Below are 11,565 nucleotides of genomic sequence, written 5' to 3'. Positions count from 1 at the left end.
CCCGCCGCCGACGCTCAAGCGGACGGTTCAGCCGTCCGCGACGGGCGGGCGACGCAGCACCAGCCGCGCGGTGAGCCCGCCACCCGGAGTGTCCACCAGCTCGATCCCGCCGTTGTCGTGCTCCACGAGCTGGCGGGCGATCGCGAGCCCCAGTCCGGAGCCGCCCGGCGCCGTGCTCCAGAAGCGGTCGAAGGCGCGCTCGCGCTCCTCGGCGCTCAGGCCGGGCCCGTCGTCGACGATCTCGAGCACCACCCGGTGCTCCTCCGACCGCGACCGCAGCGCGACCCGACCGCCGCCGGCGCTCGCTCGGAGCGCATTGTCGATCAGGTTGTCCACGGCCTGCTCGAGGTGTCCGGGAGTCGCGAGCACGGGCCGCTCCGGCGCGGGGTCGAGTTCGAGCCGCACCCCCGCCTCCTCGGCCGATGCCTGCCAGAACGACCAGCGCGCCTCCAGCACGGCCGTGGCGTCGACCGTCTCACGGGGTCGCGTGGACGCCTGGCTCTGCGCGAGCACGAGCAGGTCCGAGACGAGGCGGCTCAACCGGCCCGCCTCTCCCAGCGCCCGATCGACGGTCACCCGGTCGGCGCGGTCCTCGAGGCGGTCACGGAGGGTGTCGAGGCTCAGGCGCAGCGCGGTCAGAGGGGTCCGCAGCTGGTGGGAGGCGTCGGCCGCGAAGGCCTGCTGCGCCGAGAGCAGCCGGTCGATCCGGTGTGCACCGTCGTTGAGGGTCTCGGCGAGCCTGCGCGTCTCGGGCGGCCCGACCTCGGCCGGGTCGAGTCTCACCTGGAAGTCGCCGCGCGACATCCGCCCCGCCATCGCGTCGAGCAGCCGCAGCGGGCGAAGGAGCGAGGTCGCCACCACGGCGCCGGCGAGTCCCGAGAGCAGCAGCACCACCGCTCCAGCGCCGAGCCGGAACAGCCAGACGCCGCGGAGCTGCTCGTCGACGGGAGCGGTGGGGAGAGTGAGCCGCACCGCTCCGACGGTCGCGCCCTGCTCCGTCATCGCGGGTACCGTCACCCGCAGCCCACGCTCGCCCAGGACCGAGTCCGGGACGATCCGCGCGCGCTCCTCGCCCGCCAGTGCGGCGGCGAAGTCGGAGTCGCCGGCGCTCGCCACCTCTCGGCCGAGCGCGGGGCGCAGGTCAGCGCCGATCAGCTCGACCCGGCCCTGGGTCTGCCGCTCGACCTCCTCGCGGAGGCGCTCGACGGCCGGGCGCGCTCCGCTCGACGAGGCCGGGTCGGCCTCAGAGGCCGGCGCGAGCAGCACGGCGATGGTGCGCGCCTCGCGCAGGGCGATCTCGCGCTGACCCTCCCGGAGCTGCTGGTCCAGGTTCACGGCGACCGGGACGGTGAACGCGATCAGAGCAAGAGCGACGATCAGGAGGTACGACGCCACGAGTCGCCGGCGCATCAGGGGCGCTCCAGTCGGAACCCCACGCCCCGGATCGTCGTGATGGCCGCCGCCGGCCCGAGCTTCTGCCGCAGAGCCGAGATGTGGACGTCGAGCGTGCGGGTGGAGCCGAACCAGTGGCTGTCCCAGACCTCGTCGATGAGCGCCTCCCGGGTGAGGACCGTCCCGGCGCCGCGGGCGAGCGCGACGAGCAGGTCGAACTCCTTGGGTGCCAGCGCCAGCTCGGCGCCGTCCGAGTGCACCCGGCGGGCCGCGACGTCGATGCCGAGCCTGCCCAGGGCGAGCGGCGGGGCGGTGAGGTCGCTCCGAGCGGGATCGGCCGACGCGCGCCTCCGACTCACGGCGCGGATGCGCGCGATGATCTCGCGCACCCCGAAGGGCTTCGCCACGTAGTCGTCGGCACCGACCTCCAGGCCCGCCACCGTGTCGATCTCGTCGCCCCTGGCGGTGATGACGATGATCGGCACATCGGAGTCGGCGCGGATCCGTCTGCAGACGTCCAGCCCGTCCATGTCGGGGAGGCCGAGGTCGAGCAGGACGACGTCCGGCACCGCGGCGTCGAGCGCCTCCTGCCCCGTGGTGACCCCGGTCACGTCGTACCCGTAGCGTTCGAGCCCCTCGGTCAGCGAATCCGCTATCGGAGGATCGTCTTCCACGAGCAGGATACGCACGGATCAGTGTCCCATCGGTGTCTGGAGGAGCGCCTCGCGGTCACCCCGCGGCGGGCTCCTTGGAGGAGTGGTGCTCGACGATCTTCCACTCGCCGTCGATCTGGGCGTAGACGAAGGTGAACCGGGCCGGCACGATGTCGCCGCTCGCCCCCATCGTGAAGGTGTAGAGCCCCGAGAGCGAGGCGTTCCCGTCGCCGAGGTCGCGCACGACGCTCTCGGTGATCACTCCGGAGGGCTGGTTGTCGAGGAAGGAGTCGAAGTAGCCGAGCCGCTCCTCGGGGGTGTCGTGGACGCCGGGCGAGACGGTCGGCAGGAGCACGGCATCCTCCGCGTAGTGCGCGTTCACCTGCTCGGGGTCGCCGGTGGCCAGGGAGGCGTTCCACGCGTCGAACTGCGCCAGCACCTCCGCCTCGGACGGGGCGGCGGGCGCGGCCTCGTCGGGTGAGGCCTGTGCCGCCCCGGCGCTGAAGCCGGTGAGCGCGACGATCGCTGCCGCAGGGACGGCGAGCAGGAGGAGGACGGGGCGGGTGCGTCGGGGGCGGGAGGTCATCGGGTGGTCCTTCGCGTCGAGATCCGGCAGTGCCGGTCCGGCGGGTCGCCGGCGCATCTACTCTCTCGAGAGCCCCGTCAGCGCCCCGTCACCGCAGTGTCAGCACTCCGTCAACATCCCGCATCAACTGGTCGGCGACAGCAGGTCGGCGTGGTGCAGCTCGGCCACGTTGGGGTGGGCGCGGAGGCGATAGCGCAGCGCGTTCTCGCCGTACGTCTCGAGGATGGGCGCGTTCGTCGGGTCGACGGACAGGCCCGACTTCAGCTCCTCCGGCAGTGGCAGAGAGGGCATCGTCGCCGACAGGGCCGGATTGAAGAAGAACGGGATCGAGACGCGGTCGGTGCCGATCAGCGGCGAGATCACTCTGTGCAGCGTGGCCTTGAGGTAGCCGCCGGTGGCCAGCTCGAGCATCTCGCCGATGTTGACCACGAAGGCCCCCGGCAGAGCGGGCGCCTCGATCCACGAACCGTCGTGCTCGACCTGCAGGCCGCCCTTGCCCGGCTCGACCAGCAGCAGCGTCAGCACGCCCCCGTCACGGTGCGCTCCCACGCCCTGCTTGGGCTCCGGGTCGGAGGTGCCCGGGTAGCGCACGACCTTCACCAGCGAGAAGGGCTTCTCGGCGAACGCCTCGTCGAACACGTCGGCCGGAGCGTCGAGGGCGACGGCCCAGGTGCCGAGGAGGCGGATGGCGACGGCCGCGAGCTCCGCGTGCCAGCGCTCGAAGACCTCGCGGAACTCGGGCAGCGCCTCGGGCCACAGGTTCGGGCCCTCAAGGCGCTCGTAGTCGGGGACTCCGGGGCCGGGCTCGACCGCCGCACGGTCGATGCCGATGTCGACCTGCTCCCGGTAGTCGACGTCGCCGTTGGTGAGCTCGGCGCCGAAGCGGGTGTAGCCGCGGAACTGCGGGCTGAGGGTGTTCTCGATGGCCAGCTTCTCCTCCTCAGGCAGGTCGAAGAAGCGACGGGAGACGGCGACGACGTCGTCGAGGAGGTCCTGTGGCACGCCGTGGCCGACCAGGTAGAAGAAGCCCACGTCGTGCGTGGTCTCGCGGAGGTCGCGGCGGAAGGCGGCGGCCTCCGCCTCCCCCTGGTCGAGGCGGGACAGGTCGAGGATCGGCAGGGAATCGGTCATGCATCGAGCCTCGCGCAGGAACCTGCGTGTCAGTCGATTGTTACGACAACCAAAACGGCAGGCCCGGTCGGCACGCGGAGGAGAGTCCTCCCCGCACCGGCGGGGCCCGCCGGGAGCGCCGAGTGTTACGGCGTCGGCATGCCGCCGTTGACGTGCAGTGTCTCGCCGATGACGTAGCTCGACTCGGGCGAGGCGAGGAACACGTAGGCGGGGGCGAGCTCGGCCGGCTGGCCCCAGCGTCCGAGCGGCGTCTGCGAGCCGACCTCGGGCAGCTTCTCGGGAGGCTGGCCGCCCGCGGTCTGCAACGGCGTCCAGATCGGACCGGGCGCGACGACGTTCACGCGGATGCCCTGGGGGGCGAGCTGCTGGGCCAGCGCCTTCGAGAACGTGTTGATCGTCGCCTTCGTGCTGGCGTAGTCGACCAGCATCGGCGACGGCTGGTAAGCCTGGATCGACGAGGTGCTGATGATCGCGGAGCCAGGGGCGAGGTGCGGCACGGCCGCCTTCGTCATCCAGAACATCGCGTAGACGTTGGTCTTGAAGGTCTCGTCGAACTGCTCGTCCGAGAGATCGAGGAAGTCCTCGACGTGCTGCTGCTTGCCCGCGTTGTTGACGAGGATGTCGAGCCCACCCAGACGCTCGACGGCCGTCGCGACCGCGCCGACGGCCACATCGTGATCGGTGATGTCGCCCGGAATGGCGACGGCCTTCCGGCCCGCCTGCTCGATCAGCGCGACGACCTTCTGCGCGTCGCTCTCCTCCTCGGGGAGATAGACGATCGCGACGTCGGCGCCCTCGCGGGCGTAGGCGATCGCAACGGCCGCGCCGATGCCCGAGTCGCCACCGGTGACGAGTGCACGGCGCCCGGTGAGGCGTCCGGAGCCGCGGTAAGTCTTCTCGCCGCGGTCGGCGAGATCGTCCATCGCGGAGTCGAGACCCGCCCCCTCCTGGTACTGCTCCTCGGTGTCGATGCCGGCGTACATCGCGGTGGGATCCTGGAACGTGTACTGGTCCTGCGCGGAGGAGCCGGTGTTCTCGGAGTGCTGGTCGTTCTCGGTCGTCGTGGGCTCGTTCTCGGAAGTCATGTCTTCGACGCTAGGCGGGCGGATCGGACAGTCGCGCGTGCTTGACAGACCCGCTCCGGCGCGGCACGGCCGGCACCCAGGTGTCGTGACGGGGTCGGAACCGCGAGAATGGACGGGTGACCCGCGACGACTCCCTGTCCTTCGACACCACGGCGGCGCTGCCCGGCTGGCAGCACGCCTACTCGGGCAAGGTCCGAGACCTCTACACGCCCGACGACGCCGACCCGGTGATCGGCGCCGAGCGGATGCTCGTGGTCGCCAGCGACCGCGTCAGCGCCTACGACCACGTCCTCGAGCCCGGCATCCCCGACAAGGGCGAGCTGCTGACGTCCCTCTCGCTGTGGTGGTTCGGGCGGCTCTCCGACGTGCCGAACCACCTCCTCCCCGGCGAGGTCCCCGAGGAGGTTCGTGGCCGGGCCATGCTCGTGAAGACGCTCGACATGTTCCCGATCGAGTGCGTCGTCCGCGGCTACCTCTCGGGCAGCGGCTGGAAGGAGTACCGGGCGACGGGCGCCGTCTGCGGCGTGCGGCTCCCAGCGGGCCTGAAGGACGGCGACCTCCTGCCCGAGCCGATCTACACTCCCGCCTGGAAGGCCCCGCAGGGCGAGCACGACGAGAACATCACCTTTGAGCGCACCGTCGAGATCGTCGGCGAGGAGGCGGCGGAGGCGCTGCGGTCCCTCTCGCTGAGGGTCTACGACGAGGCCGCGTCGACCGCGCTGGAGCGCGGGGTCCTGCTCGCCGACACGAAGTTCGAGTTCGGCGTCGACCGCCGGAGCGGAGTCGTCACCCTGGGCGACGAGGTCCTCACCAGCGACTCCTCCCGCTACTGGGACGCCGAGGCCTACGACGCAGGGACCCGCGGGCAGTCGTTCGACAAGCAGATCGTGCGCGACTGGCTCACCGACAACTGGGACGGTCAGGGCCTGCCCCCGACGCTGCCCAGCGAGATCGTCGAGCGCACCGCGGCGCGCTACCGCGCGCTCGTCGACCGCCTGGTGCACTGAGGCTCTGGAACGACCCCGATGGACGACGACCACCCCCAGGTCCGGCTCGCCACCGGCGGCGGTGATCCCGACGAGGCCCGCCACCGCCTCGCCCGGCTCTACAACGGCGACGAGTGGCAGGCCGCCACGACCGCCTCCGAGTTCACGTACCGCTACGCCGCCATCGGCGATGCGGGGATGACGCTGCGCACCTCGCGGATGTCCGGTCGCCTCGCCGGGGTCGTCGGCGACTCCGACGACGTCGTGGTGCAGTGGATCGTGGGAGGCAGCGCGCGGCTCGATCTCGGCCGCAGCTCCCTGACGATGGAGGCGAACCGGCCGGTCCTCTTCCCCGTCGGCCGCTCGTTCGCCTTCGACTACGTCGACTTCGACCAGCGTCTCGTGCACCTCGACCGGGGAGTCGTCGACCGCGTCGCCGCCGAGTGCGGGCTCCTCGGTCTGCTCGCCTTCGACTCGGAGCACCGTCCGGAGGAGCGCGCGCTGCGCCGGTGGCGCGCCGCGGTCGCCGCCTCCGCCCGAGCACTCCGCAGCGAACGCGTCGAGCCGCTGCTGTGGGACGAACTCACCCGGCGGACCGTTTCGGCCCTGCTCGAGCTGTATCCGCCCGAAGCGGCGCCCGCGCCTCCCGAGCTGCTCGCACCCCGCAACGCCCGGATGCGCATCGCCGTCGAGTACGTGCACGCGCACTGCGCCGAGCCGATCGGTCCGGCCGAGATTGCGGAGGCGGCCGGGCTCACCGTGCGCGGACTCCAGTCCGCGTTCCAGCGGGTGCTCGGCGTGCGGCCGATCGCCTACCTCCGCTCGGTGCGCCTGGACCGGGCCCGCGTCGAGCTCACTGTGGCATCTCCGCACGACGCCACTGTGGCGTCGATCGCGCGACGCTGGGGCTTCGGCAATCCCGGGCGCTTCAGCGCGGCCTACGCCGAGCGCTTCGGCGAGTCGCCGAGCGCCACCCTGCAACGCTGACAGTCAGTCCACGGGCTCGGGCCGCGGCTGCCCCTCAAGGATCCTGCTCAAACCGTCCAGGAGCGTCGCGACGGTCGCCGCCTCCGCCTCGGGCACGCGGGCGACCATCGCCCGGATCCGGTCGTACGTCGGGTGGTCCGTGCCGAGGATCGCCTTCTGCGCGCGGGCGGTCAGGCACAGGATGCGTCCGCGGCCGTCGGAGGGATCGGGGGTTCGGTCGACGTAGCCGGCCCTGCCAAGACGGTCGACGAGGAGGGAGACCGCCGCAGTCGTGATCGAGAGGGCCGCGGCCAGATCGACCGCGCGCACGATCTCGTCGTTCCGTTCACCGATCCCGATGATCCGCAGCGCCGCCAGATCCGTGGTGCCGATGCCCAGGCGCCGCTCGACACGGCCGTCGTAGTCGCGCTCCGCCGTCCGCAGTCGCTTCAGCAGGGCGAACAGGTCTGGTCGAGCGTCCATCTGAGCCTTCCGAGTGGCAGGCGCCCGTGCGGGAACTCGCTGCGCCTATCGAATCACCTCCCGACGGCCTCGATCGCGGGTGTCCCGAAAACGCAGTCGACAGCCGCGCCAGTAGTCAACCCACTTAGCAATACCTACAGTCGGTGCAGCGGCGCATCTCCATCGCGCCGCAGAGGGCTACGGAGGTGCGCGATGGGACGACTGCTCTACGGCGGGCCGGCCAGCTCCCACGCGTTCGACGACCGTGCACTCGCTCATCTGCAGACCATCATCACCTCGCGATTCCGCCGCGGCGAGGGCTTCCTCCTGACGATCGAGGACGAGCAGGACCGCCGCTCCGAGCTGTGGCTGCATCCCGGAATCCCGACCCGGTACGAGTACGACGGCCCCGAGCCGGTCGAGCTGAACCCGCAGTGGCTGCGCGAGCTGTCCGCCGCGTCGAACGGACGCCGCGGACTCCATCTCCTCCCCGAACCCTCGTCGAGAGACGACCTCCCTGTGAAGAGGATCACCGCATGAGCGACCACAACGGCACCCTCTTCCGACGCGGAGGCACCGTCCGCTTCGTCCGCTGGATCTCCTCACGAGACGGCGGCTGGGCTCCCGAGATCGTCAAGGGCCGGTACCTCCAGCGCGACGACCGCGGGTGGCTGGTCGAGATCGAAGGCGTTCCCACCGTGCTCGCGAAGGACGACTGGGCCGTCTACCGCTGATCGCGGGCGGACCGTACTGTATCGTCGCGCTCGGCTCCTCCGCCGACCGTTGCCGGCCCACACCGGCCCTCTCGCTCGCACTGACCGGTCTACCGACGCCGCGGTGGCCGCGCCGATCGGAGCGGGTATCGGCGTCGTCACCGCGACCGTCGTCTACGGCGCACTGCTCGCGGTCGTCGCGGTGGGTCTCGCGCGACGGCTCAGTGGGCTCCTGGACCGCGAACAGTCCTCGGAGCCCGCCGTCCGCGAGCAGGTGTAGCGCCCGACGATCAGGTGTAGAGCGTTTCCGGTACGTCGAGGCCGTAGATCGCCCGTCCGGAGGACCAGATCACCGAGCAGGCGGCGCGGAGCAGGTCGTTCGCATCGTCGCCGGCGTCCACGATCACGACGGAGTCGCCCTCGAGCCGGACCTTCGCGCCGCGGACCGCGTGCGTTCCGTTCTTCGCGATCGTCGTCGCCGGGTACGGCAGCTCCAGTTCGCGCAGGTCGCCGAGAATGTACTGCGGGCGCAGCTTCGGCTCGGCGGCGAGAAGCTGTTTCGCCCGGTCGATCCCGGTCAGCACATGCGCGCTGTCCATGCCGGCGGCGTTCGCGCCGGCGATGTCCGTGTCGAGCCGGTCGCCGATGAACAGCGGATTCGCGGAGCCGAAGCGCGCGGTCGCCGCGTCGAAGATCGCCCGCTCCGGCTTGCCGGCGACCACGGGGAGGCGGCCGACGGCGGTGTGCACGGCCGAGACCAGCGTGCCGTTGCCGGGAGCGATGCCCCGCGCCACCGGGATCGTCCAGTCTGTGTTCGTCGCGACCCACGGGATCCCCGTGTGCAGCGCGAAGGAGGCCTCCGCCAGCTGCTCCCAACCGACCGTGGGCGCGAAGCCCTGGATCACGGCCGCGGGCGGCTCTTCCGCGCTGCGCGTGACGGTGAAGCCTGCGCGCTCGACCTCGGAGGTGAGGCCCTCCCCGCCGACGACGAGGACCGTCGCGCCCGCCGGCACCAGCTCGGCCAGCAGCACGACGGCGGCCTGCGGCGAGGTCACGACGTCCTCCGGCCGCACGCTCAGCCCGAGATCGGTCAGGTGTCCGGCCACGGAAGCGTCGGTGCGGGAAGCGTTGTTGGTGATGTAGCCGACGCGGACGCTCTCGCTCGCACGGTTCAGGCTCTCGACGGCGAAAGGAATCGCGTCGGCGCCCTTGTAGACGACTCCGTCCAGGTCGGCGAGGACCGCGTCCCGGCCCTCGAGCGGCGAGGGCTCAGTCCTGGCGCTGCTGCGGAACATCGGCGTCCTCCTCGATAAGCGTGGCGGTTGGGTTGAGGGCGGGTGCGTCCGGCGCGACGTCCGGGTCGGGCTCGTCGGCGTCGGGCTGCCCGATGTCAGGCGCGGAGGCATCGGGCACGGAGGCATCGGTCTGCCGACCGGTCGAGGGGGCTGCCTCGTGCTCCTCCTCGATCACCTCGATCGTCTCGTCGTCACCGCCGCCCTCGGCCGCGAACACTGCCCGCTCCGCGATGTCGGCGCGCCGCTGCCAGACGGCGGCCTCGTCTGCACGACCGAGCTCCTCGAGCACGAGCGCGTAGGCCGAGAACAGCGCCGGGCTGTACGAGAAGGCGCGATCGGGATCCAGCTGGGGGATCTCGAGCTCCATCAGCGCCAGCTCCGGCTGACCGAGGTCGAGCCGCGCGCCCGACATAGCGATGGCCAGCGACACCTGCGCTCCCGGGCTCAGCGACGACCGGTCGATCGACCGGCCGAGTTCGAGGGCCTTGTCCGGTCGGCCTACTCCGCGCTCGGAGTCGACCATCAGCGGCACCTGCTCGTCCGACCCTGAGATGCGGCGGAACGTGCGCAGCTCGCGCAGAGCGAGCGCGAAATCTCCGGTCGCGTAGGCAGAGATCGCGAGCGACTCCCGCACGACCGCGATCCGGCCGGCACGACGCGCAGCCGAGAGCACGTGCCGGTGCGCGAGCTCCGGGTCCTCCTCGAGGAGGCGGCCGGCCATCACCAGGTGCCGGGCCACCCATTCCGCGTTGTCCTTCGACAGCGTCCGCAGTTCGTTGCGGGCGACCTTGTCGAGGTCCTTCGGCTGGACGTCGTCCGGCAGGTCCGGATCGTCGTGGCGTGGACGCACCGACTGGAGCGAGCGACGCTCGCGCTCCTCCTCCGTCAGCTCCGGCTCGTCGCGCTGCCCGCCGCGGCCTCCTCCGAGGCTCTCTCGGCCTCGGCCACCCCCCGAGCGCTCCCCCCCTCCGCGACGCTCGTCCGCCCAAGGGCGGGCGCCGCCATCACGACCGCCGCCTCGGAACGGAGGACGCGAGTCGCCCTCCCGGCGCGGACGGGAGTCACCGTCCCGCTGCGGACGCGAGTCGCCACCGCCACGGTACGCAGGACGCGGTTCACCCTCACGCGGGGGACGCGCGTCGCCGCCGCCACGGTACGCGGGACGCGGGCCGCCTTCGCGGCTCGGACGAGAGTCACCACCACGCTGAGGACGCGACTCCCCTCCGCCACGGTACGGCGGGCGCGGCTCGCCCTCCCGGCGCGCACGGGAGTCACCGTCCCGCTGAGGACGCACGTCACCACCACGCTGAGGACGAGAGTCGCCGTCACGCCGAGGACGGAACTCGCCACCCCCGCGAGAGGAACCGCGTCCGTCGCCTTCCCGACGCGGCCTGGAGTCACCATCACGCCGAGGTCGGGAGTCCCCCCCGTCGCGGTAGGAGGGACGCGCGTCTCCGTCGCGACGCGACCGCGAGTCACCCTCACGCTGCGGGCGCGACTCGCCAGCCCCTCGATACGGCGGAGGCGCTGCACCAGTGCGACGCGGATCGGGTTCGTCAGGTCGACCACGGCCACCGGAGGAACGGCCGACGCCACCTGCGCGCGGCGGCCGCTCGTCGCGCCGTCCGGATTCGCGGTCGTCGCGGTCGGATCCTGAGTCGTCCATGCGTTCCTCGCCTGTCGTGGTGATGCTCTGTGGAGTTGACCCGCCCGAGGGCAGGAGGACGGTCGCAGCCGTCGCACCACCCTAACCCGCACCGCGCTCGAGCGAGCCCCGCGGATCCGACGCGATACCCAGATCGGTCGCGATCGGACTGCGCTGGTCGAACACCGCGCTGATCGAAGCCAGTGCAGAGTGATGACAGCGCAGAGTGACGACAGGCCTGATTGACGACACCGTCCTGATTGACGACACCGTCCTGATTGACGACACCGTCCTGGTTGACCGTACTGTCCTGGTTAAACAGCGATGGCCACCCAGGTGTCTGGGTGGCCATCGTGAATGGTGTCCGGCGGTGTCCTACTCTCCCACAGGGTCCCCCCTGCAGTACCATCGGCGCTGAGAGTCTTAGCTTCCGGGTTCGGAATGTGACCGGGCGTTTCCCTCTCGCTATAGCCGCCGTAACCCTCGCGACCGACCCGCACCGAGGCGGGTGGTCAAATCTTGGGGTTACACGTCATGCGTGTCTTCAATTATGTTCCGCACCTTGCAGTGCCGGGGTACCCGTATTCTGGGAACCACAAAGTGGACGCAAGCAATCTTTGACCACTCCTACCAGCCTTCACAACGGTATGA

13 protein-coding genes and 1 rRNA gene are annotated in these 11,565 nt (G+C 71.3%); 5 read left to right on the top strand and 9 right to left on the bottom strand.

Features of this window, described 5'->3' with window-relative positions; translation table 11 throughout:
* Positions 1–27 precede the first annotated feature (27 nt).
* From GSU10_RS01205 to GSU10_RS01185, 5 genes are all read right to left on the bottom strand, one after another.
* Positions 28–1,410 carry a sensor histidine kinase gene (locus GSU10_RS01205; protein WP_068212240.1) on the bottom strand — a complete coding sequence of 461 codons (1,383 nt, stop codon included), beginning with the start codon at positions 1,408–1,410 and terminating at the stop codon, positions 28–30.
* The gene (locus GSU10_RS01200; RefSeq protein ID WP_277871439.1) at positions 1,410–2,066 is read right to left on the bottom strand and encodes a response regulator transcription factor; all 657 of its coding nucleotides are present in this window, start codon (positions 2,064–2,066) and stop codon (positions 1,410–1,412) included. The genes GSU10_RS01205 and GSU10_RS01200 overlap by 1 nt, the downstream gene beginning before the upstream one ends.
* A 55-nt stretch (positions 2,067–2,121) precedes the next feature.
* Positions 2,122–2,631, bottom strand: a complete 510-nt coding sequence (locus tag GSU10_RS01195) for an SgcJ/EcaC family oxidoreductase (protein ID WP_068212253.1) — start codon at positions 2,629–2,631, stop codon at positions 2,122–2,124.
* Between the two features lie 123 nt (positions 2,632–2,754).
* Entirely contained in the window at positions 2,755–3,762 is a 1,008-nt protein-coding gene (locus tag GSU10_RS01190; RefSeq protein WP_068212243.1) for an isopenicillin N synthase family dioxygenase, read from the bottom strand.
* A 125-nt stretch (positions 3,763–3,887) separates the two neighbouring features.
* Entirely contained in the window at positions 3,888–4,745 is an 858-nt protein-coding gene (locus tag GSU10_RS01185; RefSeq protein ID WP_068212254.1) for a glucose 1-dehydrogenase, read from the bottom strand.
* A gap of 218 nt (positions 4,746–4,963) precedes the next feature.
* Here GSU10_RS01185 and GSU10_RS01180 point away from each other — a divergent pair, with 218 nt between their 5' ends.
* Together GSU10_RS01180 and GSU10_RS01175 are read left to right on the top strand one after the other, a co-directional pair.
* Complete coding sequence (locus GSU10_RS01180; RefSeq protein WP_236713657.1) at positions 4,964–5,854, top strand: phosphoribosylaminoimidazolesuccinocarboxamide synthase; 891 nt, start codon at positions 4,964–4,966, stop codon at positions 5,852–5,854.
* Positions 5,855–5,872: 18 nt separating this feature from the next.
* On the top strand, positions 5,873–6,820 hold the full coding sequence (locus tag GSU10_RS01175) for an AraC family transcriptional regulator (RefSeq protein ID WP_068212244.1): 948 nt from the start codon (positions 5,873–5,875) through the stop codon (positions 6,818–6,820).
* Positions 6,821–6,823: 3 nt separating this feature from the next.
* Here GSU10_RS01175 and GSU10_RS01170 read toward each other — a convergent pair whose 3' ends face one another.
* A complete protein-coding gene (locus GSU10_RS01170) occupies positions 6,824–7,282 on the bottom strand; it encodes a MarR family winged helix-turn-helix transcriptional regulator (protein ID WP_068212245.1) in 459 nt (152 codons plus the stop codon).
* 192 nt (positions 7,283–7,474) lie between these two features.
* On the opposite strand from GSU10_RS01170, the gene GSU10_RS01165 reads away from it, so the two are divergent.
* The 3 genes from GSU10_RS01165 to GSU10_RS01155 all read left to right on the top strand — a co-directional run bounded on the left by GSU10_RS01165 (position 7,475) and on the right by GSU10_RS01155 (position 8,254).
* Positions 7,475–7,801 carry a DUF7882 family protein gene (locus tag GSU10_RS01165; RefSeq protein ID WP_068212246.1) on the top strand — a complete coding sequence of 109 codons (327 nt, stop codon included), beginning with the start codon at positions 7,475–7,477 and terminating at the stop codon, positions 7,799–7,801.
* Positions 7,798–7,995 carry a hypothetical protein gene (locus GSU10_RS01160; RefSeq protein WP_068212247.1) on the top strand — a complete coding sequence of 66 codons (198 nt, stop codon included), beginning with the start codon at positions 7,798–7,800 and terminating at the stop codon, positions 7,993–7,995. Before GSU10_RS01165 ends, GSU10_RS01160 begins: the two co-directional genes overlap by 4 nt.
* A 103-nt stretch (positions 7,996–8,098) precedes the next feature.
* Entirely contained in the window at positions 8,099–8,254 is a 156-nt protein-coding gene (locus tag GSU10_RS01155; RefSeq protein WP_158286128.1) for a hypothetical protein, read from the top strand.
* A gap of 10 nt (positions 8,255–8,264) precedes the next feature.
* On the opposite strand, the gene GSU10_RS01150 is transcribed toward GSU10_RS01155, so the two are convergent.
* The 3 genes from GSU10_RS01150 to rrf all read right to left on the bottom strand — a co-directional run bounded on the left by GSU10_RS01150 (position 8,265) and on the right by rrf (position 11,393).
* Positions 8,265–9,269: an HAD-IIA family hydrolase gene (locus GSU10_RS01150; protein WP_068212251.1), complete on the bottom strand. Its 1,005-nt coding sequence runs from the start codon at positions 9,267–9,269 to the stop codon at positions 8,265–8,267.
* Complete coding sequence (locus tag GSU10_RS01145; RefSeq protein ID WP_132505467.1) at positions 9,244–10,119, bottom strand: tetratricopeptide repeat protein; 876 nt, start codon at positions 10,117–10,119, stop codon at positions 9,244–9,246. The genes GSU10_RS01150 and GSU10_RS01145 overlap by 26 nt, the downstream gene beginning before the upstream one ends.
* Positions 10,120–11,276: 1,157 nt before the next feature.
* A 5S ribosomal RNA gene (rrf, locus tag GSU10_RS01140) occupies positions 11,277–11,393 on the bottom strand.
* Between the last annotated feature and the right edge of the window lie 172 nt (positions 11,394–11,565).

The organism is Rathayibacter tanaceti (assembly GCF_009834165.1).
Classification (GTDB): domain Bacteria; phylum Actinomycetota; class Actinomycetes; order Actinomycetales; family Microbacteriaceae; genus Rathayibacter; species Rathayibacter tanaceti.
This window is presented reverse-complemented; position numbering and strand designations above follow the sequence as displayed.